Origin of the sequence: Burkholderia sp. ABCPW 11, from assembly GCF_001523445.1 — a bacterium.
Lineage (GTDB): Bacteria > Pseudomonadota > Gammaproteobacteria > Burkholderiales > Burkholderiaceae > Burkholderia.
Window position 1 is genome coordinate 1 of the sequence record NZ_LOVM01000073.1, and the last position, 25927, is coordinate 25927.

The window sequence follows — 25927 nt, forward strand, 5'->3', positions numbered from 1 at the left end:
AGGAGAAACTCATCCCCCATTGATGACTCGTTCTTTGTCGGCCCGACTACCTGTCAGATCAAGTCCCGGCTAATACAACTAAATCCAGCAAAATCTTCAGTTCTAGCGCGTAGCTTCCGCCGCCTCCGGATTCAGGGAGATTTGAAATCCGTGCCGAAGGTTTGGCGTATAAGCTCCTTAAGCTCAATCACTCGAACCACTGTCGGGTACTCCCCCCCTTCATCGTTTTCAATATCGTGAATTTCCCACACAAATGGAATATCCGTCTCCCTAATCTTACCAAAGCAAGTGAATGAATCCCGAATAGGATTACTCAAATCAACGTTCACCTCCCATGCAACTATGCAATCAACCACAGCAAGCGCATGATTAAATGGGCCGAAATTATTAAATTCGTACTTATACTCTACTGCCTGAATATTTTCAGCCTTCAATGGATTATTTGAGTCAGGATCGATATAAGCCAAACTATCAATACCCTGCGTCGAGAAGGTTATAATTTGCCTCCAATATTCCCGATAATCAGAATCCGCAGGAACAAAATAACCCAACATCGCATAGAGCACTCCAACCAAATACTCCTCGCCCGGGAGTGGAGACAAGAACAGATGGCGTTTCCCAGAAAGATCTTCGATTCTAAATCGCTCTCGGCGTTTTAGATTATTCCTCGACTCATTTAAAATTTCTATTTGCTCATTCAGGAGATTCTCAGAACTCTCCCTTCGAAGCCGAGAAACCAATTCTGAAAATATCTTGTCCTTCGTCCTTTGCGCATCCAGAAATTCCTTTACCTTCTTAATAAATTCCGGATCGGACAGCGTATCGTAAGCCTTCTTGCTTAATGCATTCCTATTTGTGACCAGATCAAAATCGCCGTCGATGATGATAGCGTAATGGCTAGGACTATCCCCCTCGGAGAGAATCGAGTAATCCTCCAGAGACAACAGAAGATCCAGATATTTGCATATCTTTATCCCCTTTACCGATACAAATACCCCACGATGGTCACTCAATTTAATACCGGACTTGCTCTGCCCCTTTCTTGCAAGATTCGCGTATTCCTCATGTGCTCGACGGTTTCCATCAACGGAAAACACAATCGAGTATTTATTACCACCAACCGAAAATGATTTTGCTGAACGACTAGAAAATCGACCATCTCGAAGTCTCGAAACCTGGGACGGTGTCTTAACATTAACATCCGCATCCATCGTATCAAGATAGGGATAACCAAACGGAATCGAGAAGAGTTTTTTATTGGAGAAAACACTAAAATTGGCTGCTGCCGGTTGCGCAATCTGCGCAATTTGATTAGCAGTAAAGCCTTGATCAGTAGTTATCTTCCGAATGTCACCATGGCGCGTATAGAACCGAATGTAATTATACAAATAAGATTCCGGGGCCTTTGCATTCATGGTGAAATATTTACCGAAATTCTCAGTATCAAGACCACCAATTATTATAAGAGTTCCGGTTCCCGTTTCTGGCGACGCAGTAAATTTCTCAAGCGCCTCCAACGCCTTGGATGTAGCCGATGATACGGTCCCGATGAAGCCCCTAATCTCTTCTGATATATCAGATGTTTTAGTTGGATCGATATCGTAATCCACATCTAAATTGTTTCTAGGATTCTCTACAATCTTATAATTCCATTGATTGGATTTTTTTGATATTTTTGATGCCACAAAGATTCTTGCACACGCGAAGCATAATTTCGAACCCTGACACTTGTAACCAATCGCATCGCCCTTCTTTTTCGTGGATTTCCCAATCGAAAAAAATGCTTCCCACGGAGTTATCCCATTTATCTTTTTTTCAGTACTAAGCCCCTCCCCATCATCGAAAAATATAAATCCATTTGTATCTTGCAAGGCGGCATAGAATAAATTCTTCGCGTTTGCGTCATAAGAATTGGAGATAAGCTCCCGTATGACTTCGCATGGATCATTTCTATTTACCGACAATTCCCCGAGAACATGCTTAAATTCAATCGATGGCTTCACTTTTTATCCATTTATAACAATAAACTTTGGCCAACTGCCCATAGGGCTACGCGCAATCCAATCTCCGCCCATTCGAAACGAATCACATTGCCGCTCTCGCACCCCTCCTATTTGAAATTTTACTGAAAGTACACTTTACTGCCAGCGCATCTAGCATCGCAAGGGCCACAGCGGGAAACTCCCAAAATATCCTGGCCGAGATTCCCCAGTTAAACTTATAGCGATTCTCAAGGAATGACAGCGACCTCCCCATCATCCGAACTCATGAACAACACATCCTGTCTGTCCGTCATCCCGTCGTCAGGAACAACACTCTGCATGTTACCCCGCCTGCGCAAAAGCCTTCCCCCTCACCGTGGCAATGACGACGAGCTATGCCATCTCTGCTCCAACCTTTACCCTCGAAATGTGTTTCCTTTGACAAGCGTCTCCGAGTCCCGAATCGACATATAAAAAACGGCTGCCGTGCCCCCACGGCAGCCGTCCTCAGAAACGCCAATCCCGAACCTCAAGTCAGCCCTTACTCATCCACCTTAAAAGCCGAAACCAGCCTCGTCAATTCCGCCGCCTGCTGCCTCAAACTCTCCGCCGCAGCCGCACTTTCCTCGACCAGCGCAGCATTCTGCTGCGTCATCTGATCGAGCGACTGCACCGCATCCCCGATCTGATCGATCCCGGCACTCTGCTCCAGGCTAGCCTCTGCAATCTCGCTCATCATCGCGCTAACGCCTTGAACCTGCGAAACAACATCGCTCATCACCTTCCCCGCCTCACTAACGAGCCGCGACCCGGCACCCACCGTCCCCGCGCTATGCTCGATCAGCGACTTAATCTCCTTCGCCGCCTGCGCACTGCGCTGCGCCAGATTCCGCACCTCCGAAGCCACAACAGCAAACCCACGCCCCTGCTCCCCCGCCCGCGCCGCCTCCACTGCAGCATTCAACGCCAGAATATTCGTCTGAAACGAGATACTGTCGATCATCACGATGATCTCGGAAATCCTTTGCGAAGCGTCACTGATCTGCTCCATCGTCGTCACGACCTCGCCCACCACCTGCCCGCCGCGCGCCGCCGTATCCGCCGCGCCGTTGATCATCTTCGCGGCCGTCGTCGCCGTCTCGGTGTTGTTACGCACCACGGCCGTGATCTCTTCCATCGACGAAGCCGTCCGCTCCAGGTTGCTCGACTGCCCTTCGGTGCGCTCGCTCAAATCCGCATTCCCCGAAGCAATCTGCGCCGACCCGGTCGCAATCGAAGCCGAAGCCGCCCGAATCCGATGAACGAGCGTCGACAGCGACGACACGAACCGGTTGAACGCCTCCGACAACTGTCCGATCTCGTCCTCGCTCTCGACAGTCATCCGGCGTGTCAAATCACCCTGACCGCTGGCGATCTCCGACAACAGCGTAGCCGCACGTCTGATCGGCGCAGCAATCGCGCGCCCCACCAGCCAGATTACGAGCAGCGCAACCCCGAGGCCCACCACCGCCGCGACTAGCGCCGCGCTGCGAATCGCGCGCGTCACCGGCCCGAGCAGTTCGGCCTGCGGCACCTGAACGACCACATACGCATTCAACTCTGGAATGAACGACGTCGCGATGAAGCGCGCGCCGCCATCTCCCTCGTAGCTGAGGTACGCATACGGCTTGCCCGCAAGCAACGTGGACGACGCATCGCCCGGCAGCCCCGGTTCATCTTTGAGGAAATGCTTGCCATCGATCAGCGACGTATCGCGATGCATCATGATCGCGCCGTCGGGCCGCACGAGATACGCGAACCCGGTCTCGCCGATCCGGTAAGCCGAGATGCCCTTCGCGAGCGCATCGACGGACAGGCTCATGCACGCCGCGCCGATCGGCACGCCGTCGAGTTCCACGCGGCTGTTGATGAACATCATGTAGCCGCCGACGGTCACCTCGCGATCCATGTTCACGTCGTACGCCTTGCCCGACGACAGGAAGCTGGTCAGCCACTGATCCTTGTCGGTCACCTTCCGCTGCAGGCCGGCTTCGTTGTAGTAGTTGCCGCTCTTCACCGACACCCACTGCACGGACGCGGCCTTCTGCTCGTCCTTCACGTTCTTCGCGAGCTGAATCCAGTTGCGCGTGCCGGCGTCGGGTTCGCCATCGGCTTCCCATTGCAGCAGGAACGCATCGCGCGCCAGAATGCGCGACGCGGCGATCGGGCCGGCCATCTGGCGCTGCACGTCGGCGCGGATGCCGTTGACGGCGGTCGGCAACTCTTCGCGGACGACGCGATCGCGCACCGCGTTGCCGATCAGGCGAACGCTGAGCCCGCTCGAAATCGCGACGAACACGAGCAGGCAACTCGTCATGCTGAGAATCAGCTTGTTCTGAATGGAAAGCTTGCGCCAGAAATGCATGGGGAACCCTCGATAACCGCTCAGTCTGAGCCAGATTGGGTTATCGGCAGGCAGGTGCAGAAACGCATCGCTGATTTCAGATAGCGATCATTCGAGATTCGTTATGTCGTTGACGGGCGGGCATATGCGGCCGCCTATATAGACGAAGGCAACGCAAATACGACGCGCTGATCAATACGCAACGAAGATCGTGACGCGCCGGTTTCGCGCCCTCGAAGCCGCATCATCCCCCGCAACAAGCGGTTGCGTATCCGCCCGCCCGATCGCCGCCAGCCGATGCGGCGCAACACCGCACTCGGTCAGATAGCGCACCACACTCCCCGCGCGCGCCGACGAAAGCTCCCAGTTCGATTCATACTTCGCGTTCGCGATCGGCACGCTGTCGGTGTGACCTTCGACGAGAATGTCGCCGGTTGCATGCGCGCTCAGTGCCTGCGCGATCTGGTTCAGCACCGGCGACGAATCGGGCAGCAAGCGCGCATCACCGACGTTGAACAGGATCTTCGCGTCGATACCGATCTCGACGCCGTGCGGCGCCTTCACCAGTGAAATGCGTCCATTCGACTTCAACGAATCGAGCAACGCGAGCCATGGTGGCGCATGAGCGGGCGTAGCAACATCGGTAGCATGAGAAGCACCACCGGCCTGCCGCGCAAGCGTCTGATACCTTGCATCGAGCGCGTTGTATTTCGCGAGCTGCAGCACATACAGCGCGAGAAACAGCACCATCAGCGTCGTGATGAGGTCCGCGTACGAGATCAGCCAGCGGCCGGACTGCGCGCCTTCGAGTTCGTCATCGTCGCGATCGGCAGCGGATGCGCCATCGGTTCTAGCAGTCATGCTGTCGTGAATCCGGGTTCGTCATACGGTACTGGTGCAGATACACGCAAGCACAAAGCGCACGAACATCACGCGAGCGAATCCGCCGCCCGCCCGCGCACATCGCCGGTCAACCGCGTCTCGATCGTATGCGGCGACTCCTTGCGCGAAATCGCGAGCAAGCCGTCGAGATAGAGCTTGCGGAATCGCATCTCGCTGTCGATCTGCGCGCGCAGCTTGCCGTACAGCGGCAGAAACACGAGGTTCGCAAACGCGAGCCCGTACAGCGTCGCGAGGAACGCGACCGCGATGCCCGGCCCGAGCTGAGCCGGTTCGAGAATATGGCTCGTCACCTGCACGAGCCCGAGCACCGAGCCGAGAATGCCGAAGGTCGGCGCATAGCCGCCGGCCTGTTGCCACACGCGCACGGCCGCGAGGCGGCTGCGTTCGTACGCGTCGAGTTCGCGCTGCAACGCATCCTCGAGCACCGCGGTCGACACGCCGTTCGCCAGTAGTTCGAGCCCGCGTCGCGCGAACGGATGAATCCCGCTCACGTCCATCGATTCGAACGCGAGCAGCCCGTCGAGCTTTGCGCGGTCGCCCCATTCGAGCAGGTCGGACAGGTTCTTGCGATCGACCTCGCGTGCGCGCACGAATGCGAGCCGCAACTGCTCCACCGCGTCGAAGAAGCGCGCCCACGTGTTCTGGATCATCACCGCGCCGAGCGTGCCGCCGAGCACGATCACGAGCGCCTCGAACTGGAACAGCATCGAGAAGTGTCCGCCTTCCAGCGCGAACCCGAACACGATCGCCGCGCCGCCCAGCACCACACCGACCAGAGTCAAGAGATCCATACGCGCCCCGTATCAAGCGTCCGACGACGAAGTCGACGCGACGGACGCCGCACTCGTCACCGGCGCCTTCGCAGCGCGGACGGCCTCCAGCACGCGCTGCTCGATCTCGTCGATCTCGACCGGATCGAGCTTGAGTTCGCGGCGCATCACCCACGACACCTCGTTGCGTCGTGCCTCGGTCATCACGGAAAACAGCTTGTCAGCCACCGCGCGATCGTCGAGGTTCGCGATCAACTTCGCGAGATCGTAGGTATCGAACGCGCTGATCACGTCGAACAGCGTGCGCGGGTCGATCCACACGAGATCTTCGAGCGCGCGCACGTCGCCGCCGCGGCGCGCGTTGCGGCGCGAGAAATACGCGACGCCCTTTTGTTCGACGTAGCTGAGCACCTTCGATTTGCGAAACGCGAACACTTCTTCCGCGATCTCGCCGTTCGACAGCTTGTTGAGCAGCAGCGTTTTGTCGACGCCGATCAGCGATTCGAGATCGGCCAGTTCGATGAGTTCGAGTTCGCTGTTGATCGACAGGTCGAGATCGTGATCGGCGACCTGCTGCGCGCGGTCGATCACACGTGCGGCGTCGAACGTGACGACCTGGCGCGCATCCGACGATGCCGCATAGTCGGCCGCGCCGCCACCGTCGGCCTGCGCGGCTTCGATCGTGACGAGGTTGAGCTTCTCCATGCGCCGCAGCATCGCAAGCACGTGCGGCCTCGAATGGCCGGCGATCGCGCGGCATTTGCGGATCACGTCGGCGAGCGGCACGGACGTCTCGGCCGCATGCGCCTGCATCGGCCGGCGCGCCCACGTGTCGCCGGCTTCGCGCGCGTCGGCGCCGGCCATCAGCGACAGCACGTGTGCATACGACAGCACGCCCGGCATGAAATCCGCATGGGTGTAGGTCGCAAGCTGGTCGTCCTTGCGCTTCACACGGCGAATCATCGTGCGCACGATATGGCGCAGCAGCGCGGACACACGCTCGATCTCTTCATCGAGCATGCCGGCGGGCACGACCGTGAGCTGACAGAACGAAAGCGCCTTCGCGGTATGCGCGCGCGGTTCGGCGGCGAGCAGCGCCGATTCGCCGAAGAACTCGCCGCGGCCGAGCGTCGCGACGATCACGCGCTTGTCGTCGCAGCGCGTGGACAGTTCGACCTTGCCGTCGGTAATCAGGAAGATGACGGGCTCGCCCGCGAAGCCCTCCGAGTAAATGATTTCTCCGGGCGCCGCGGTACGCGTCCACGATTGCTGACGATTCAAGTCGATTCCCCTGCTGCGCTGGTTGTTGCGGACTGCGCGTCGCAAGTCTGAAGCGTGCGATCGCGAGTCGTCCCCGTGACTCGTTTACGTCATCGGGCGCAACATCCTTTAGGGAATTCGTCCTCGTTCCGAACCGAAATCAAGGGAAAACGTTTGCGGATCGCGCAGGCGCATCGATCGTTCGTTTCGCCCACCGCGCGTGTAGCGAAATTGAAAGCCCGCCGCCGCCCGCGTCGGGTCAGAACTCCATGTCGAGTTCGTCGATGTCTTCGTGCTCGGCCTTCGCCGCGTCGATCCACTCGGCGACGAACGGATGCGCGAGCACGCGCATGCAGTACTCGGCGACGTCCGGTTCGAGCTTCACGTCGTAGGTCAGGAAGCGCGTGACGACCGGCGCATACATCGCGTCGGCGATGCCGATTTGCGCACCGAACAGCCAGGGGCCGCCGTACTCGGCCAAGCACTCGCGCCAGATCGTCACGATCCGCTCGATGTCGTGCTGCGCGCGCGACCAGATCCGGAAGCCGGGGAAATGCCCGCGCAGGTTCATCGGCAGCGCGGATCGCAACGCGCTGAAGCCGGAATGCATCTCGCCGCAGATCGACCGGCAATGCGCGCGTGCATGCCGGTCGTCGGGCAGCAGCCGCGCCTGCGGCCGGATCTCGTTCAGGTATTCGGCGATCGCGAGCGTGTCCCACACCGCATTGCCGTCGTGCGTCAGGCACGGCACGAGGATCGACGGCGACAGCAGCAGCAGCTCCGCGCGCGACGTGGCGTCGATCGGGACGCTGATCGTCTCGAACGCGAGCCCGCTCAGCTTCGCGAGCAGCCAGCCGCGCATCGACCACGACGAGTAATTGCGGCTGCTGATGGTCAGCGTCGTCCGTGCGTTGGATTCCATGTCGCTCCCCTGCTGAATGTCGTTCGTGCCCCTGCACCGTAAACGGACGCACCGCATGACCGGCCGCACCACGTCTGTGCGGTCCGTTCGCCGAACCGGCGCAACGTCGCACGGCATCGCGGCACGTGTCGCACGCCCGGCCGGCAAGGCAGCGCGTGACCTTCCCCTCCGTCATCACGTCCCGCGCGTGCCGCCGCGCTCCCGAACCGCTGCAACGCGCGTGCCAGCGTCACGCTGGCATACGGCTTGCCTCGTTCCCTGTAATGCGGCGTCACGAGCGACGGTCATGAACCTGCTTGCCTATCCGTTTTATCAATGGTCTGCGGAATGCCTACGCCCGGCGCGTGCATGGGCCGCCGCCACGCGCGCGACGATGTCGCTGTGGCCGCCGGCGACGTCGACACCGACGGGCCGCATGGTCGACGCATTGTGCGAGCTGCTCGAATGCTGCGCGTTCTCGCACCGGCGTCCGCCGTTCGGGATCGCGTCGGTCGTCGTCGATGGCGAAACGGTGCCGATCGTCGAGGAAGCGGCGACAACGACGCCGTTCGCGACGCTGCTGCATTTCCGCAAGGCTCGGCCGGTCGCGCGCCAGCCGCGCGTGCTGATCGTCGCGCCGATGTCCGGGCACTTCGCGACGCTGCTGCGCGGCACGGTGCGCACGATGCTGGCCGACCACGACGTGTACATCACCGACTGGCACAACCCGCGCGACATCCCGCTGGCGGCCGGGCGCTTCGGTTTCGACGAGTACGTCATGCACGTCATCGACTTCATCCGCCACATCGGCCCGGACGCGCACGTGCTGGCGATCTGCCAGCCGACCGTCGCGTCGCTGGCGGCCGTCGCGCTGATGGCGGCCGGCGGCGATCCCGCGCAACCGGCGAGCCTGACGCTGATGGCCGGCCCGATCGACTGCCGCGTGAATCCGACGAAGGTCAACGCGCTCGCGACGAGCCGGCCGATCGAATGGTTCGCGCGCAACCTGATCAGCGTGGTACCGGCGGGTTTCGTCGGCGCGCAGCGGTGCGTGTATCCGGGCTTCGTGCAGGTCGGCGCGTTCATGTCGATGAACCCGGACCGGCATGCGGCGTCGTTCGCCGATCTGTACTACGAACGCGCGAAAGGCGACCCCGCGAAAGCCGATACGTTGCGGCACTTCTACGACGAATACTTCGCGACGGCCGATCTCACCGCGGAGTTCTATCTGGAAACGGTCGAGAAGGTATTCCAGCAGTACGCGCTCGCGCGCGGCGAGCTGTCGGTGGGCGACACGCTCGTCGAACCGGCGGCGATTCATCGCACCGCGCTGTTGACGATCGAAGGCGAAAAGGACGATATCTGCGCCGTGGGCCAGACGGTGGCGGCACAGGAACTGTGTTCGGGGTTGCCGTCGTACCTGAAGACGCACCATGTACAGACGGGCGTGGGGCACTACGGCGTGTTCAACGGCAGCCGGTGGGAAACGCAGATCTATCCGATCGTACGGGCGACGATCCACGACAACGAGCCGTACGATCGCACCGCGGATGCGCAGCGCGACACGAGCGGCGCGCACTACGTCACGCTGCGCGCGTTGCTCGATGCACGTGCATCCGGAGCCGACGCGGCGGCCGAAACGCAATCGGATCACGCGCACTGAACGCGGTTGGCGCCACAGTGAATCGCCCCGCCGGAGCGGCGGGGCGATGGTTGCTGCAGCATTCGGACGGCGCACGAGCGAAACCGTTCGCGCGCCGGGCTCGCTCGTTACGAGCAAGCCTTGCCGTGCGACGCGTGGTAGCCCTTCGCCTTCGCGTCGGCTTCCGACATGTAGCTGCCGTGCTTCGTCTTGCCGTAGTACTTGTCGGTCGAGCAGTGATAGACCTTCGTGCTGTCGTTCACCCACACCTTGCCGGCGCCGCCGCCCGGCGCCGCAGCCGTCGTGGCCGCGCTCTTCGCCGGTGCTGCGCCCGATGCCGGCGCAGCGGAGGCCGCCGTTGCCGGCGCCGCAGCCGGTGCGCTCGCCGCGGCAGCGGCCGATGCGCCGTACCACGCCTTCACGCCCTTGTGGCCCGCGCATGCGCCCTTCTTCGATGCGCCCGAGTAGAACGAGCCGTCCTTGCACAGACCGGTCGTACCGGCCGGCGCGCTGGCCGGAACCTGCGCGAACGCACCGATCGACACACCCATGCCGGCGACCAGCGCGGCGATCAACATCGTTTTTTTCATGGTCCTCTCCTGATTTGCCTGAATGACGAAAGCGTCCGGGGCATTCCCGGGAACAGCGACGGTTACCGCACCCAGCGACACACGCGATGGTGGTGATGATCGAAATGGCACACGCGGTGCGAATGCGCTTCGGCCAGGGCCGGCGCGAGCACGGCGCAAGCCAGTGCGGTGGCGGTCAGGATCTTCGCGATGCGGTTCATGGTGACACTCTCCCGGATAGGTCAGCCGGTGGTCCGGCCGTACCTCCTTAACGCCGGGCGTCGACACGCCGTGCACCGCACCTGCGTGCAATTGACGATCTTTGACATCGCATCGCCTGTCGACGCTCGAAGCTGACGAACGTCTTTCTTTTCTTTCTGGTTCTTCAGCTTCTCGATCGTTTGGAATTCGAAGGAATGTGTCGAAGCGGAAAGCAGTTTCCGAAGGTCAGCGCGACAGTAAAAACCGCCTGAATGCAGGCGGTCCGTCGAAAACGCACACCCAACCGGAAAGCTACGCACCGACCTCGCCCCACGGCGTCGGCTCCGGCACCGCGCACGGGCCGTCGACGTCGATCGATTTGAAGTCGGCAGGCCCGACAATCTCCAGGTACTCCATGTCAGGCGAGTAATCGAACAGGTAGTGGACGATCCCCGGCGCCTGGTGCACGCAGTCGCCGGCCGCCACCAGCGTTTCCTGTTCGCCGTACATGAAGCGCGCCCAGCCCTTCAGCATGATCACGATATGGAATTCGGCCTCGTGACGGTGCCATCCGGTGCCCGCCGTCGGTGCATGATTGGCCCTGACGAGTTGCGCGACGACCTTGCCGTTCGTCGCGGCGGCGATGCCGAGATCGCGGTACAGGAAGAAGTCGCGCAAGCCCTCGCCTCGATAGGCGGTGTCCTGCGGCTTCACGTGGGAAAAAGCGGTGGTGGTCGGCGTGCTCATCGCGGTGCTCCTTCATCGAAAGGATGACGCGAGACAAGCATTTAGCGTTCCAGTTTGCGGCGGCACGAAACCGGGCGCGTCACCGCTTGCGCCGCTTGCCGGTCAGCAGCGTCTGCGCGATCACCGCGAGCAGCAGGAACGCACCGCTCGCGAGGTTCTGATAGTACGGGCTCAACGTGCCGACCTGGTTGATCACGTTCTCGATCACGCCGAGCAGCAGCACGCCCGCGAGCGGACCGAACAGCGTGCCGACGCCACCCGTCAGCAGCACGCCGCCGATCACCGCGGCCGCGATCGATTGCAGCTCGTAGCTGTTGCCGGCGCCCGGCAACCCCGAATCAAGCCGCGACGCAAGCAGCGCACCGGCCAGCCCCGCCAGCGCGCCGCTCAACCCGTACGTGACGACCTTGAGCCCTTCGACGTTCACGCCGAGCATGCGCGCCGCCTCCTCGTTGCCGCCGATCGCGAACACGCCCGCGCCGTAGCGCGTGTGATTCAGCACGAACGCGGCGACGAGATACGCGACGAGCACGATCCACACGAGATTGCCGATGCCGAACAGCGAGCCGTTCGCGATCGTCGCGAAGAAGCCGGGGTTCGCGATCAGCATGTCCTGGCTCGCGAGCACGAGCGACAGCCCTTTCAACCCGAGCAACGCGGCGAGCGTGACGATGAACGGCGCCATCCGCGCGCGTGCGATCAGCCAGCCGTTCACGAGCCCGACGATCAGGCCGACGCCAACGGGCGCGGCCAGCGCGGCGCCCCAGCCATATGGCGCCGCATACGCGGCGATCACGGTGCCGAGCCCGACGAGCGAGCCGACCGACAGGTCGAACCCGCCGAGGATGATCACGAAGCTCTGCCCGATCGTGATCAGCGCGACGAACGCGGCGGCCGCGACGATGTCGAGCAGGTTCGGCGCGCTCAGGAAGTGCGGAAACACGCGGCCGGCGATCAGGCACACGAGCACGAGGATCGCGATCGCGCCGCGCGCCTGCACGAGCCGGACGAACTGCGCGCGGCGCGCACGGCCGGCATCGTGCGCGGTGGACGGGGAGATCGGCGCGGTCGACATGTCAGGCTCCCGAGCGTTGCAGGTACAACGCGCCGAGGATGAACGCGGCCTTCAGAATCTGCGCATACGTGTAGCTGATGTTGTTCATGATGAAGCTGGCATCGAGCAGTTGCAGCAGCAGTACGCCGAACACGGTGCCGACGATCGACACGCGCCCGCCGGACAGCGGCGTGCCGCCGATCACCGATGCGGCGATCGCATCGAGTTCGAAGTTCACGCCGACATAGTTCGGATCGCCCGCGCCGAGCCGCGCGGTGGCAAAGAGGCCGGCCAGCCCGGCCAATGCACCGCTTGCCGCATAGACGGCCAGCAGCGTGCGCCGCACGGGCACGCCGGCGAGATGCGCGGCATCGCGGCTCGCGCCGACGAGTATCGTGTAGCGCCCGAAGGTCGTGTTGCGCACGACGAAGAACACGATCGCCGCGCACGCGAGCGCGATCAGCATCACGACAGGCAGCCCGAACAACGTACCGATGCCGACGAAATCGAACGCATCGGACGGCGGCAGGCTCACGCGCGAGCCGCCGAGCAACGCCTGCGCCAGCCCGCGCGCGGCGACCAGCAATGCCAGCCCGGAAATCAGCGGATCGATGCCGAGCCGCGCGACGAGCCCGCCGTTGAACAGGCCGGCCGCGAGGCCGATCGCAATCGCCGCCGCGAACGCCGCGCCGGTGCCGTACGGCAAACATATGGCGATGATCGCGCTGGAGAGCGCCATCACCGAGCCGACCGACAGGTCGATCCCGCGCGTGGCGATCGCGAGGTTCTGCCCGAGTGCGATCAGCACGATCGGCGCGGCCTGGAACAGCAGACTGCGCGCGGCGAGCGGATTCGAGAACCCGGGCGTGACGATCAGGTTGAAGGTGGCGAGCGCGACGAACGCGAGATACACGCTGTGCTCGCGCGCCTGCGCGAACAGCGAGCGGCGCGACGTGCGGCGGGCCTGGTCCGGTTCGCTCATCAGGTTGGCAAGATTCACGCTTTCCTCATCCTCGGGTCGATGTGCGGTGCGTTACGTCTGGTTCGCGAGCAACGCGGTCACGTCGTCGGGGCTCGCGCCGCGCGTCGGCAGTTCGCCGCTCGTCGCCCCTTCGTGCAGGATCACGAGCCGGTCGGCCAGCTCGAGCAGCTCTTCCATCTCAGACGACGTCGCGACGACCGCGAGCCCGTCGTCGGCGAGCCGTTTGACGAGATCGTGCACTTCCGCCTTCGCGCCGACGTCGATGCCGCGCGTCGGATCGTCGAGCAGCAGCACCGACGGCTCGGTCGACAGGCAGCGCGCGATCAGCGCCTTCTGCTGGTTGCCGCCGGACAGCGTCGAGATCGGCGCGCCCGCATGCGACGTCTTGATGCCCAGCTCGCGGATGTAGCGCTCGACGAGCGCCTCCTGCTTGCGCACGGAAATGAAGCCGAAGCGGGCGATGCGCGGCAGCACGCACACGACGATGTTCTCGCGCACCGACAGCTTCGAGAAAATCCCTTCCGAGCGGCGATCCTCGGACAGGAACGCGAGCCCCGCGCGAATCGCCCGCGCCGGGTCGGCACCGTCGAGCGCGCGGCCGCCGACGCGCACCGCGCCGCCGTCCGGCTGCTGCGCGCCGAACACGGCCTTGAACGTCTCGGTGCGGCCCGCGCCGAGCAAACCCGCGAGCCCGACGATCTCCTTCGGCGCGACGCGGAACGACACGTCGCGCAGGCGCGTGCCCCAGCGCAGCCCGTCGACGGCGAGCGCCGGCTCGCGCGTCGTATCGGCGGCAGCCGCCTCCGCCTGTTCGCGCGGGCCGTGCGCGCCGACTTCGCGGCCGAGCATCGCCGAAATCAGCGCCATGCGCGGCAGCCGGTCGGGCGACTCGCTGCGCACCACCGCGCCGTCGCGCAGCACGGTGAGCCGGTCGCACATCCGGTAGCACTCGGACAGACGATGGCTGACCAGCACGATCGCGATGCCGGTTGCACGCAACTGCTCGACGACGCCGAACAGCACCTCGACTTCCGCGCCGCTCAACGCGGAGGTCGGCTCGTCGAGAATCAGCACGCGCGCGCCGAGCGACACGCCGCGCGCGATCGACACCATCTGCTGCTGGCCGAGCCCGAGCGACCCGACCTTGTCGGCCGGGTCGACGTCGAGCCCGTAACGCTCGACGATCTCGCGGGTGCGCGCCCGCATCTCGCGGCGGTCGATCCACGGGCCGAAGCGGCGCGGCTCGTGGCCGAGGAAGATGTTCTCGGCCACGCTGCGCTCGGGAATCAGGTTGATTTCCTGGTAGACCGCGCAGATGCCCGCGCGCTGCGCGGCACGCGGGCTGTCGAACGACACGTGCACGCCATCGACACGGATCTCGCCCGCATCGGGCTGGTGAAAGCCGGTGAGGATCTTGATCAGCGTCGACTTGCCGGCGCCGTTCTCGCCCATCAGCCCGTGCACCTCGCCCGCGCGCAGCGACAGCGACACGCCGGTCAGCGCGCGCACGACGCCGAACGTCTTGCCGACGCCGCGCGTCTCGAGCACGACGGGTTTGCCGTCGGCGCCGGTGCCGGCGTCGGGTCCGGCGGGAAGCGTTGCGTCCATCGCGCGCCTCGCGTTCGCGGTTGAGCGGTTGAGCCGTTGCCGATCGTTTGCCGGCCGATCAGTAGACGAGGTTCGCTTCGAGCGAATGCTTCGCGTTCGCCTTGTCGTACAGCGCGTCCTCCATGATCTGCTTCTGCGCGACCGGCTTGCCGGCGAACCATGCTTCGAGCGACTTGAATGCGAGCGGCCCGAAGCGCGGATTCGTCTCGACGCTCGCGGCGGCCGAGCCGTTCGCGATCGCGGTGACGAAATCCTTGGTGCCGTCGATCGACACGACCGTCACGCCGCGCTGCTTGCCGGCCTGCCGCAACGCGGTCATCGCGCCGAGCGCCATCGTGTCGGCCTGCGCGTAGACGGCGTTCACGTCCGGATGCGCGAGGAGCACCTGCTCCATCACCTTCTGCGCTTCGGTGGCCGACCAGTTCGCGGTCTGCGACGCGACGATCTTCATGTTCGGGAATTTCTTCAGGCCGTCGGCGAAGCCGTCGGTGCGCTGGCTCTCGACGGTATTGCCGTAGCCGCCCTGGATCTCGGCGATCGTGGCCTTGCCGCCCGTCGCATCGGCGAGCGCCTGCGCGGCGCGCTGCCCTTGCCGGAAGAAGTCGGAACCGAGGAACGTGATGAAATCCTGGCACGGCGTGCCGGCCGTCTGGCGGTCGATCGTCACGACCGGGATGCCCTTCGCGCGCGCCTGCGCGAGCGCGGGCTGCAGGCCGGTCGAATCGTTCGGCGCGACGATTAGCGCCTGCGCGCCCTGGTTGATCATGCTTTCGATATCGGCGACCTGCTTCGCCTGGTTCGCGTTCGCATTCGTATACAGCAGCCGCTTGACGCCCGCCGCCTTCGCAGCGGCGCGCACCGACGCGGTTTCGGTCGCGCGGAACGGATTCTGTTCGTTCTCCGATTGCGAGAAGCCGACCACGAGATCGGTCAGCTTCACGCTGCCCGGCTTCGGATTCGTGCAGGTCTGCGCGGAGCTGGCGCCGACCTTCTGCGCATTGTCCTGCGCATGCGCGATCGCGACGCATCCGAGCGTCACCCCCATCGTCACCACGATACGTTGCAGCTTTGCACGGCTCGGCATCATCGTCTCCAAGTGTTGTGATGTCGTGATCGGCCCGCGCCCCGTGGCACACCTGCGGCAGCGGCATCACGAATTAATATTATTACTCGATATTATCGCCTGCCCGACTCGGGATAATCCCGTACCGCCGAACCCGTCAGGCGGGGCCCGGCGTCCACCGCAACGTCGCCTGCAGCGACTCGCCCGGCGCCAGCACGCAGCCGCCGACGAGCGACGCGGGTTCCGCCGCATTGAAGCTGTCCGTCGTGTTCGTGACGGGCTCGACGCACAGCGCGTCGGCGCCCGACGGGGCGTACACGACGAGCTGATCGAACGGCCGCTCGGCCTGCAGCACGATCTGCCGGCCGCGCTCCGGCCAGATCACCGCGGCCTCGCGACGCCAGCCGACGAAATTGTTGTCGAGCTCGAATGCATCGACCGGCATCCCGTTGCACAGCGCGGCGACGGCCGGATGATCGCCGACGTGGGTGGGCAGCACGTCGGCGTCGGCGTGCCACATCGCGTCGACGTGTGCCTTCACGACGGTGTGCGGCGTGCGCAGGTAATACGGGTGATGGCCCATGCCGAACGGCATCGGCTGCGCGCCGAGGTTGCGCGCGGACAGTGTGATCGACAGCACGGGGCCGTCCAGCCGGATCGACTGGCGCGCCTCGTAATGGAACGGCCAGTCGCCTGCGCGGCCCGCGTCGGGGCGGTGTTCGAAGCGCAGGTCGACCTGCGTGTCGTCACGCCGCTCGACCTGCCACGGACGCAGCCAGCCGTGCCCGTGCAGCGCATGGCGATACGCGTCGTCCGGGCCGGACAGGTCGATCGTACGGCCGCCGAATTCGAACTTCGCGTCGCGGATGCGGTTGCAGTAAGGAAACAGCGGAAAGCTCGCGAAGCGCAGCGGATCGCCGCTCGCGAGCGCCGCGTCGGTGGTCGGGCGGAACCAGTGCTGCGGGCCGTCCGGCGCTTCGTCGTAGTACGCGGCGATCGATCCGCCGGCCTGCGGCGCGACGCGTACGCGGGTCGACCCGCTGGCGAGTTCGATCAGGTCGGTGTGGCGGGGCATTCCCATCGGCATCGATCATCCCGGGATGAAGCTGACGACCCCGCCGGCCGGCGTGCAGCATTCGGCCGCGGGCATGTGCGGCCAAGGATGGCACGGCGCCGCCCGCGTGGTCAATAATATTTGTTGATATTATTATCCGGACATCCACGCATCCGGCGCAACCCGCGTAAAGCTTGATTGCCGGCCCGAATGGCCGATGTTACCGTCGTGTCGAATTGATCCGACCCGCTGTTCCTCAACGATTTCATTTGCCCATCCTGCCGAGGCCGGACCGCGCTCCTACCGTGAAACGCTCTACTCAACGTCGCCCCACGATGACCGACATCGCCAAGCTTGCCGGCGTGTCGCAATCCACCGTCTCCCTCGTGCTGAACAACGCGGCGGGCACGAAATTCTCGGACGCCACGCGCGAAAAAGTGCTGAAGATCGCGCACGAGCTCGGCTACCGCTTCCTGCCGCGCGAAGTGACGATGACGCACAGCGGCGAGCGCGACCTGATCGTCTATCTCGCCGACGAAATCTCGACGAGCCCGCACCCGGTCGTCAACATCGACGGCGCGCGCGACGCGGCCTACGCGAACGGCAAGCTGCTCGCCGTGTACTCGACCCACGGCAACGTCGACATCGAGCGCCAGGTGCTCGAATCGGTGCTCGCGATGCCGAACCTGCTCGGCGTCGTCTACGCGACCGTCTACACGCGCAAGGTCGCGCCGCCGGCCGAACTGCTGCGCGTGCCTGCCGTGCTGCTCAACTGTTACACGACCGACAGCGGGCTGTCGTCGATCGTGCCGGCCGAAGTCGCGGGCGGCCATGCGGCGACCGAATACCTGCTGCGCGCGGGCCACCGGCGCATCGGCTACGTCAACGGCGAACCGTGGCAGGACGCCGCGAAGGATCGCCTGAAAGGCTATCGCACCGCGCTCGCCACGGCCGACATCCCGTTCGCGCCGGAACTCGTGCGCGACGGCGACTGGGGCTCCGACACCGGCTTCGAGCAAACGCTGTCGTTGCTGCGCGAGCCGCACCCGCCCACCGCGATCTTCTGCGCGAACGACCTGATGGCGATCGGCGCGATCGAGGCCGTCAAGCATCTCGGGATGCGCGTGCCCGACGACATTTCGGTGCTCGGCTACGACGACCAGGAAATCGCACGGCACACGCACCCGCCGCTGTCGACGATCGTCTTGCCGAACTACGAACTGGGCCGCTGGGCGGTCGAGATCCTGCTGCAGGAAGAACAGAACCGTGCGGTCGGGATGCCCGTGCGCCGCCGCGCGATCAAGCTGGACGGGCCGCTGGTCGAGCGCGGGTCGGTGCGGACCGTCGAGACGGCCGCGCAATCGGCGAGCGCGTAAGCGCGTCCCAGCCTCCTTCCTTCCGAACACCACACGACGCGGTGCGGCGCATTCGCCGCCCGAGCGTGTTCGCGCGGCCGTCGCCCCCTTCTGCTCGCCCTCGTTGCCGGACATTCGAGGGTAAACACCATCACTAAATTATTAGTAATATTTTCCAGGCATTTCTATACTTGCACCGGCATCGGGCAGAACCCCGAGCCACGACACAGCAACACGACGAGACGGTGACCGGAAGCGACTGCGCGCGAACCCGCCGCGCAGCCCGCTCCGTGCCGTCCGCACATCACACGCACACCGTGCCGCGACGCTCGCCGTCCGGGCACCGCTTCATCCGCATCGAGTCACCAGTCGTCCGCTTCTCCCCATTGATCCGGAGTCCAGAATGACTATCACGTCTCGTCTCAAGCCCGCCGCGCTCGCGGTCGTCGTATTGCTCGCCTCGTGCGGCGGCGATGATTCGTCCGCCCCGTCGGCATCGGCGCTCGCCGCGCGTGCGTCCGCCGATGCCGCAGCCAGCGACAGTGCCGCCACGGCCAACGCCGCCGCATCCGGCGATTTCATGAACATGGGGCACGGCGGCCCGTCGCATTTCCCGAACCAGCTCGTCACGCTCGGCCTGCCGGGGCCCACGCCCGCGCTGCGCGTGTCGTCGCGCGGCGTGCCGCCGTATGCGCCGCCGGCGCCGCCCGTCGCGACCGACACGCAAACGCTGACGCTCGCCGATTTCGATACGTACGGGCCGGCCTGGACGAGCGGCGGCACGAACACGATCCGGATCGACGGCACGAGCACGGACGGCGCGAAGCTCGTCACCAACGCGCAGCATCAGGCGTACGGCCACGCGTCGTACGAAGCGGACGTGACGATCGGCGCGCCGGCGCCGGGCGCGAATACCGCCAATGCGGGCTTCATCGTGCACGTGACGAACCCGTCGGTCGGCACCGATGCACTGACGGGCTACTACATCGGGCTCGACGCGGTGCGCCACGTGGTGCAGGTCGGCCGCGAGCAGAACAACTGGACCGATTTCATCGACTACCCGGCGCCCGCGGTCGTGCCGGGCAGCACGCACCACCTGAAGGTCGTCACGCGCAACAACGCGATCGACGTGTTCGTCGACGGTACGCAGGTGATCAGCATCAACGACGCGACGAGCGGCCTGACGACCGCGCTGCGCGCGGGCGCGTTCGGGCTGCGCCGCTTCGGCGCGAGCGTCGCGTTCAGCAACGTGACCGTGAGCCGCTATCCGGACGTCGCGCCGAAAACGTACGATTTCTCGCGCGTGGTGGGTGCCGTGTACAACCCGTGGAATGCCGTCAACGCGATCGATTTCTGGCAAAACTACGATCCGGCGATCGTCGATCGCGAGCTCGACTACGCGCAGACCTACGGGATGAACACGATCACCGTGTACCTGCACTACCTGAACTGGGTCAACGACCGCGACGCGTTCCTCGCGAAATTCGACAGCCTGCTCGAGATCGCCGCGCGCCACGGGCTGAAGGTCGCGCCAATCTTCTACGACGATTGCTGGCACGTCGATCCCGCGTACGGCCCGCAGCCGGCGCCGATCTTCGGCGTGCACAACAGCCGCTGGGTGCAGTCGCCCGGGCAGTCGGTCGAGCAGCAGTATCTGCAGCCGATCGCGGCGGGCGCGTCGACCACGTACAAGCAGGACCTGCAGCACTACATCGCCGATTTCGTGTCCGCGCATCGCAACGACCCGCGCATCCTGTACTGGGAACCGATGAACGAGCCCGGCTGCAGCGGCAACGGCGCGCTGCAGCCGACGCGCGCGTGGATGATGAACGACGCGCGCATCGCGATCCTGAACGCGGGTGCGACGCAGCCGATCAATTCGCCGAACGTGCAGGAGCCGGAAGGCGATTACTTCTCCGACTTCCATGCGTTCCACCCGTACGCGATCAATGCGACGACGCCCGACTACTCGCTGCCGCCGAGCCTGCTCGACAGCCTGAACTCGGAAACGCTGCAGCGCGGCTGGCCGGGCGGCCAGGCAGGCCAGACGATGGCCGGCATCGCGTCCACCTACGGCGGCAAGACGGGCTTCCTGGTATGGGAGCTGATGATCGGCCGCACGAACACCCGTTTCCACTGGGGGCAGACTGCCTCCGCGCCCGCCACCGTCGAGCCGGCGACGCCGTTCCAGGGCACGCTCTACCCCGACGGCCACCCGTGGAGCACGGCCGAGGTGCAGGCGCTCGCCAGCGCGTTCAGCTCACGGCTGCGCGTGCTGAACGCGACGTACTACAACGACACGACCTTCACCACGCCGGTGTTCTCGTCGATCACGCCGCTGGTCGATTTCGACCTGAATACCGAACGCGGCACCGACTCGCCTGACGCGTCGAAGGGGATGAATGCGACGAACTATGCGATCCGCTGGACCGGTGCGCTCGACATTCCGAAGGCTGACAACTACACGTTCAGCGTGACGAGCGACAACGTCGCGCGCGTATGGATCGACGGCCGCCAGGTGATCGACAAGGAGCAGCCGGGGCTCGCGACCGCGAAGGGCCGCATCCACCTGTCGCCAAAGCGGAACGTGCCGATCCGCGTCGAGTACGTGCACGCGAGCGGGCCGGCCAGCATGCATCTGCAATGGTCGAGCCCGAGTGCGGGCCGCGACAATCTCGTGCGTGTCGCGCAGCGGCCGTTGACGGACGCGCTCGCGCAGCAGTAGGCATGACTCGTCAACGCCCGTGACGCCTTCGCGGCTTCACGGGCGTTGCGCGGCAACCCGCAGACTCGGCTTACTTCAGCCGCCCCGACAGAAACTGCCCGAGCCGCTCGCTCTTCGGATTGACGAGGATCTGCTGAGGATCGCCCTCTTCCTCGATCTTCCCCTGATGCAGGAAGATCACATGATTCGACACGTTGCGCGCGAATCCCATCTCGTGCGTGACGACGACCATCGTGCGGCCTTCCTCGGCGAGCTTCTGCATCACCTTCAGCACTTCGCCCACGAGTTCCGGATCGAGGGCCGACGTCGGCTCGTCGAACAGCATCACTTCCGGCTCCATCGCGAGTGCGCGCGCAATCGCGACACGCTGCTGCTGGCCGCCCGACAGGTGCGACGGATACATGCCTTCGACGCGCGGCGCGAGGCCGACCTTCTCCAGATACTTGCGCGCCCGCGCGATCGCCTCGTCACGGCCGACGCCGAGCACAGCCATCGGCGCTTCGATCACGTTCTCGAGCACCGTCATGTGCGCCCACAGGTTGAAGTGCTGGAACACCATCGCGAGTTTCGTGCGCATCCGCTGCAGTTGCTTCTGGTCGGCCACGCGCAACGAGCCGTTGCGATCGCGCGTGGTCTGGATCGGCTCGCTGCCGATCGTGATCTGCCCCGAGCACGGCTGCTCGAGGAAGTTGATGCAGCGCAGGAACGTGCTCTTGCCGGAGCCGCTCGAGCCGATGATGCTGATCACGTCGCCGGCCTTCGCCTTCATCGACACGCCCTTCAACACCTCGTTGTCGCCGAACTTCTTGTGCAGGTTGTCAACGGTAAGCTTGTACATGCTGGGTCCTTCGTTGCGGATCTTGTGAATGCATCAATGGCTGCGCGGCGCGAGGTACGCGAGCCAGCGCGTCTCGAGCTTGCGGAACGCCCAGATGAGCGCGAACACGACGACGGCGTACAGCACGGCCGCGATGCCGTAGGCCTGGAACGACATGTAGGTGGCCGAATTGACGTCGCGCGTGACCTTCAGGATGTCGGGCACGGTCGCGGTGAACGCGAGCGTCGTCGCGTGCAGCATCAGGATCACTTCGTTGCTGTAGCTCGGCAGCGAGCGGCGCAGCGCGGACGGCAGGATGATCCGCGTATACAGCTTGAAGCGCGACATCCCGTAGGCCATCCCGGCCTCGATCTCGCCGGCCGACGTCGCCTTGATCGCGCCCGCGAAGATCTCCGTCGCATATGCGCATTCGTTCAGCACGAACGCGAGCAGCGTGCAGTTCATCGCATTGCGGAAGAACGTGTCGAGCAGCACGTGGTCGTGCACCACCTGCAGGCTGTAGATGCCCGTGTAGCACATCAGCAGCTGCACGTAGAGCGGCGTGCCGCGGAACACGTACGTATAGAGCCATACGGGCCCCGAGATCCAGCGGTTCGACGACGCCCGCGCGATCGCGAGCGGCACGGCGAGCGCGAAACCGAACGCGATCGACACGACCAGCAGCCACAGCGTGATCGCGAGGCCGCTGAAGTGGTAGCCGTCGGAATAGAGATAGCTTTGCCAGTACTGGCCAACGAGTTCGATCACAGTGCGAGCCTCCGGACGCCGACGGAATAACGCTTCTCGAGGTGATGCAGCACGACGTTGGACACCGTCGTGATCGCGAGGTAGATCGCACCCGCGGCCAGCGTGAAGAAGAAGAAATCGAGCGTGCTCTTGCCGGCGTCCTGCGACGCCTTCACGACGTCGGCGAGGCCGATGATCGACACGAGTGCGGTGGCCTTCACGAGCACCTGCCAGTTGTTGCCGATGCCCGGCAGCGCGAAGCGCATCATCTGCGGGAACAGGATCCGGTAAAACACGCGCCAGCCGCTCATCCCGTACGCGAAGCCGGCTTCGAGCTGGCCGCGCGGCACCGCGAGGAACGCGCCGCGGAACGTCTCGGTGAAGTACGCGCCGTAGATGAAGCCGAGCGTCACGACGCCGGCCACGAACGGATCGATGTCGATCTGGTCCCAGCCGAGCAGGTCGGTCGCGTCGTTCAGCAGGATCTGGATCCCGTAGAACAGCAGCAGCATCAGCACGAGATCGGGCACCGCGCGGATCAGCGTCGTATAGAACGTGCCGACCGCCTTGAGCCCGCGGTTGGCCGACAGTTTCGCGGCCGCGCCCGCGAGGCCCAGTATCAGCGACGCGGCGAGCGACAGCACCGCGAGCTTCACGGTCTCGACCGTGCCGGCCCACAGCAGCGGGCCAAATCCTTGGAAGATCATATGAGGGATCCAGAACGATGTGGCTGGATTGTCGATAGCCATTAACCGTGCATCAAACGAGTTCTGCGCACGACGTGATGCGGTCTGCTCATCAAGCCGGATGCCTGCCGCGAAGGGTCGGGCATCCGGCAACGCAGGCGGCGCGCCGCACGCGACGCGCGCCGCCTGGGCGGTCAGCCGCCGTAGACGTCGAACGCGAAGTACTTCTTCTCGAGCTTCTTGTACGTGCCGTCCTTGATGATGTCGGCGATCGCGCGATCGATCTTCGCCTTCAGATCGGCGTCGTCCTTGCGCAGGCCGATGCCCGCGCCGTTGCCGAGCGTCTTCGGATCGTCGAGATCCTTGCCGGCGAAGTCGAAGTTCGCGCCGCGCGGCGTCTTCAGGAAGCCGATGTCGGCCTGCACCGCGTCCTGCAGCGCCGCGTCGAGGCGGCCCGACATCAGGTCCTGGTACACGCCGTCCTGGTTCTGGTAAGGCACGACCTGCACGCCCTTCGGCGCCCAGTACGCCTTCGCGTAGGTTTCCTGGATGGTGCCCTGCTCGACGCCGACCGACTTGCCCTTCAGCGATTCGGCCGTCGGCATCAGGCCGGCGCCCTTCTTCGCGACGAGGCGCGTCGGCGTGTTGAACAGCTTGTCGGAGAACGCGATCTGTTCGGCGCGCGCCGGCGTCATCGACATCGACGACAACACGCCGTCGAACTTCTTCGCCTTCAGCGCCGGAATCATCCCGTCGAAGTCGTTCTCGATCCACACGCATTTCGCCTTCAGCCGGGCGCAGATCTCGTTGCCGAGATCGACGTCGAAGCCGACGACCTTGCCGCTTGCGTCCTTCGATTCGAACGGCGGATAGCTGGCGTCGACGCCGAAGCGGATCGTCGACCAATCCTTGGCGTGGGCACCGACCGCGAGGCAGGCGAGGGCAATACTGAGCGCGAGTTTCTTCATGGCGTTCCTGTCGAAGGCGAACTGGGGCGGATTCCGGTCGGGCTGGCCGCCGTGAACCCTTGCAACCGGCAATCGCCTGTTTCGGCGATTCTCCAAGTTGTACATACAACTTTGCCTTTTCACGGATGAGGCCGGCAATCCGTGTTTATCTCTAATTGTCGGCGGATTAGGATCTCCGGCATGATTTTCCTTAATTTTCAATTAATTATTGATTACACCCGGCTGAAAGGCGGCTTTCCCGCGGCGTACGGAGGCGGCCGGACGGTGTGTGTCGGTTGTCTAGACTTCACCACCCGAACCGACATTTCCCCACCGACCGGTTGCCGCCCTGGCCGGCGTCCGCCGCCGCCGCGCGTGACACGCGTCACGCACTCCCCCGCTTCCGTCGATTCGAATACGCGTTGCCGCACGGACACGCGCGACGGATCGCGTGGCAGCAAGGCAGCGGCCTCTGTCGAATACGGTCTTCGGGCTGAGCAGCGGCAATGAGGATCTTGGTGGCGGTCTGCATGCGCAGTTTCGCGTCGAAAGCGGCTTCAACCTGAAAATGTAACGCAGTCCTATCGAAACACGATGTTCGGCCGCCGCGCGCATGCCGGCGATCGGCATCCGGCATCGGCTCCGACCGCAAGCAGCCCGCCGCAGGCCGGCCGCCCTGTGCAATCCCGCATGGACGCGCGCCGGCCGAACGGGGATCATTCGGGGCATCCGGGCCAGCGCGTCCGCGAAACCGGTACACTCGGCGCCGGGCGCGCGCCGGATCGGCATCCGGCGGCGGCCCGCTGCCGACTCTGAAATCGCGATCCCATGACCACACCGATCTATCAGGAAATCAAGGACTTCATCCTCGCGCGCATTCATGCCGGCGAATGGGCCGAAGGCGACCAGGTGCCGTCGGAGAACGAGCTCGCGCGCGAATTCAACGTCGCGCGCATGACCGTCAACCGCGCGCTGCGCGAGCTGACGGCCGAACAGGTACTCACGCGCACGCGCGGCTCCGGCACCTATGTCGCGTCGCCGAAATACGAATCGACGCTCGTCGCGATCCGCAGCATCTCCGACGAAGTCGCCGCGCGCGGCCACGGCTATCGCGCGCAGGTGCTGCAGGTCGGCGCGGCCGTCGCCGATGCGAAACTCGCCGACGAGCTGCAGCTCGACACCGGCAGCCCGATCTTCCATTCGCGCGTGCTGCATTTCGAGAACGACACGCCCGTGCAGCTCGAGGAACGCTGGGTCAATCCGGCCTGCGCGCCCGAATACGCGCTGCAGGACTTCACGACCACGACGCCGAACCAGTACCTGACGCGCGTCGCGCCGCTGCAGCGTGTCGAATACCGGATCGAGGCCGCGATGCCCGACGCCGAAACGCGCCGCCATCTGACGATGGACGATCGCGAGCCGTGCCTGCTGCTGCATCGGCGCACGTGGTCGCAGGGGATGGTCGCGTCGGTCGCGAATCTGTGGCATCCGGGCAGCCGCTACCGGTTCACCGGGCATTTCTGATGCCAGT

Annotated in this window: 22 protein-coding genes and 1 pseudogene; 5 read left to right on the top strand and 18 right to left on the bottom strand. The window is 64.1% G+C overall.

Going from position 1 to position 25927, the window contains the following annotated elements:
• Positions 1-131: 131 nt before the first annotated feature.
• The 6 genes from WS61_RS35030 to WS61_RS23950 form a co-directional block, all read right to left on the bottom strand.
• Entirely contained in the window at positions 132-2003 is a 1872-nt protein-coding gene (locus tag WS61_RS35030; RefSeq protein ID WP_157692782.1) for an ATP-binding protein, read from the bottom strand.
• 520 nt (positions 2004-2523) lie between these two features.
• Entirely contained in the window at positions 2524-4386 is a 1863-nt protein-coding gene (locus tag WS61_RS23930) for a methyl-accepting chemotaxis protein (protein WP_059504099.1), read from the bottom strand.
• 171 nt (positions 4387-4557) lie between these two features.
• Complete coding sequence (locus WS61_RS23935) at positions 4558-5226, bottom strand: OmpA family protein (RefSeq protein ID WP_059504101.1); 669 nt, start codon at positions 5224-5226, stop codon at positions 4558-4560.
• Between the two features lie 68 nt (positions 5227-5294).
• Positions 5295-6059 (bottom strand): flagellar motor protein, encoded by a 765-nt coding sequence (locus WS61_RS23940; RefSeq protein WP_059504102.1) that lies wholly within the window; start codon positions 6057-6059, stop codon positions 5295-5297.
• A 12-nt stretch (positions 6060-6071) separates the two neighbouring features.
• Positions 6072-7319, bottom strand: a complete 1248-nt coding sequence (locus WS61_RS23945; RefSeq protein WP_059504104.1) for a cyclic nucleotide-binding domain-containing protein — start codon at positions 7317-7319, stop codon at positions 6072-6074.
• 238 nt (positions 7320-7557) lie between these two features.
• Entirely contained in the window at positions 7558-8220 is a 663-nt protein-coding gene (locus WS61_RS23950) for a glutathione S-transferase family protein (protein WP_059504106.1), read from the bottom strand.
• Positions 8221-8506: 286 nt separating this feature from the next.
• Here WS61_RS23950 and WS61_RS23955 point away from each other — a divergent pair, with 286 nt between their 5' ends.
• Complete coding sequence (locus tag WS61_RS23955; RefSeq protein ID WP_059504108.1) at positions 8507-9862, top strand: polyhydroxyalkanoate depolymerase; 1356 nt, start codon at positions 8507-8509, stop codon at positions 9860-9862.
• Positions 9863-9969: 107 nt separating this feature from the next.
• On the opposite strand, the gene WS61_RS23960 is transcribed toward WS61_RS23955, so the two are convergent.
• The 8 genes from WS61_RS23960 to WS61_RS23990 form a co-directional block, all read right to left on the bottom strand.
• Positions 9970-10431 carry a DUF3761 domain-containing protein gene (locus WS61_RS23960; RefSeq protein WP_059504110.1) on the bottom strand — a complete coding sequence of 154 codons (462 nt, stop codon included), beginning with the start codon at positions 10429-10431 and terminating at the stop codon, positions 9970-9972.
• Positions 10432-10493: 62 nt separating this feature from the next.
• Positions 10494-10631, bottom strand: a complete 138-nt coding sequence (locus WS61_RS35300) for an HHHH-motif protein (RefSeq protein WP_175883728.1) — start codon at positions 10629-10631, stop codon at positions 10494-10496.
• A gap of 292 nt (positions 10632-10923) precedes the next feature.
• Positions 10924-11358, bottom strand: coding sequence for a cupin domain-containing protein (locus WS61_RS23965; RefSeq protein WP_059504112.1), 435 nt, complete (start codon positions 11356-11358; stop codon positions 10924-10926).
• A 79-nt stretch (positions 11359-11437) separates the two neighbouring features.
• Positions 11438-12433 (bottom strand): ABC transporter permease, encoded by a 996-nt coding sequence (locus WS61_RS23970; protein ID WP_034205352.1) that lies wholly within the window; start codon positions 12431-12433, stop codon positions 11438-11440.
• A 1-nt stretch (position 12434) separates the two neighbouring features.
• Positions 12435-13412: an ABC transporter permease gene (locus WS61_RS23975; RefSeq protein WP_095211826.1), complete on the bottom strand. Its 978-nt coding sequence runs from the start codon at positions 13410-13412 to the stop codon at positions 12435-12437.
• 33 nt (positions 13413-13445) lie between these two features.
• Positions 13446-15002, bottom strand: a complete 1557-nt coding sequence (locus WS61_RS23980) for a sugar ABC transporter ATP-binding protein (RefSeq protein WP_059504115.1) — start codon at positions 15000-15002, stop codon at positions 13446-13448.
• 58 nt (positions 15003-15060) lie between these two features.
• Positions 15061-16089, bottom strand: coding sequence for an ABC transporter substrate-binding protein (locus WS61_RS23985; protein ID WP_080681277.1), 1029 nt, complete (start codon positions 16087-16089; stop codon positions 15061-15063).
• Between the two features lie 133 nt (positions 16090-16222).
• The gene (locus tag WS61_RS23990) at positions 16223-17140 is read right to left on the bottom strand and encodes an aldose 1-epimerase (protein WP_059504117.1); all 918 of its coding nucleotides are present in this window, start codon (positions 17138-17140) and stop codon (positions 16223-16225) included.
• A 314-nt stretch (positions 17141-17454) separates the two neighbouring features.
• On the opposite strand from WS61_RS23990, the gene WS61_RS23995 reads away from it, so the two are divergent.
• Together WS61_RS23995 and WS61_RS24000 are read left to right on the top strand one after the other, a co-directional pair.
• The gene (locus WS61_RS23995) at positions 17455-18495 is read left to right on the top strand and encodes a LacI family DNA-binding transcriptional regulator (protein ID WP_059504119.1); all 1041 of its coding nucleotides are present in this window, start codon (positions 17455-17457) and stop codon (positions 18493-18495) included.
• A gap of 382 nt (positions 18496-18877) precedes the next feature.
• Complete coding sequence (locus WS61_RS24000; protein WP_059504121.1) at positions 18878-21199, top strand: PA14 domain-containing protein; 2322 nt, start codon at positions 18878-18880, stop codon at positions 21197-21199.
• Positions 21200-21269: 70 nt separating this feature from the next.
• Here WS61_RS24000 and WS61_RS24005 read toward each other — a convergent pair whose 3' ends face one another.
• The 4 genes from WS61_RS24005 to WS61_RS24020 all read right to left on the bottom strand — a co-directional run bounded on the left by WS61_RS24005 (position 21270) and on the right by WS61_RS24020 (position 24417).
• Positions 21270-22037: an ABC transporter ATP-binding protein gene (locus WS61_RS24005; RefSeq protein ID WP_059504123.1), complete on the bottom strand. Its 768-nt coding sequence runs from the start codon at positions 22035-22037 to the stop codon at positions 21270-21272.
• A 33-nt stretch (positions 22038-22070) separates the two neighbouring features.
• The gene (locus tag WS61_RS24010) at positions 22071-22784 is read right to left on the bottom strand and encodes an ABC transporter permease (RefSeq protein WP_059504125.1); all 714 of its coding nucleotides are present in this window, start codon (positions 22782-22784) and stop codon (positions 22071-22073) included.
• Entirely contained in the window at positions 22781-23470 is a 690-nt protein-coding gene (locus WS61_RS24015; protein ID WP_059504127.1) for an ABC transporter permease, read from the bottom strand. The genes WS61_RS24010 and WS61_RS24015 overlap by 4 nt, the downstream gene beginning before the upstream one ends.
• Positions 23471-23643: 173 nt before the next feature.
• On the bottom strand, positions 23644-24417 hold the full coding sequence (locus tag WS61_RS24020; RefSeq protein WP_059504128.1) for an ABC transporter substrate-binding protein: 774 nt from the start codon (positions 24415-24417) through the stop codon (positions 23644-23646).
• A gap of 425 nt (positions 24418-24842) precedes the next feature.
• On the opposite strand from WS61_RS24020, the pseudogene WS61_RS35795 reads away from it, so the two are divergent.
• A pseudogene (locus WS61_RS35795) lies at positions 24843-25023 on the top strand (porin); the annotation flags it as partial.
• 201 nt (positions 25024-25224) lie between these two features.
• Entirely contained in the window at positions 25225-25920 is a 696-nt protein-coding gene (gene hutC / locus WS61_RS24030; RefSeq protein WP_034205366.1) for a histidine utilization repressor, read from the top strand.
• Positions 25921-25927: the final 7 nt, after the last annotated feature.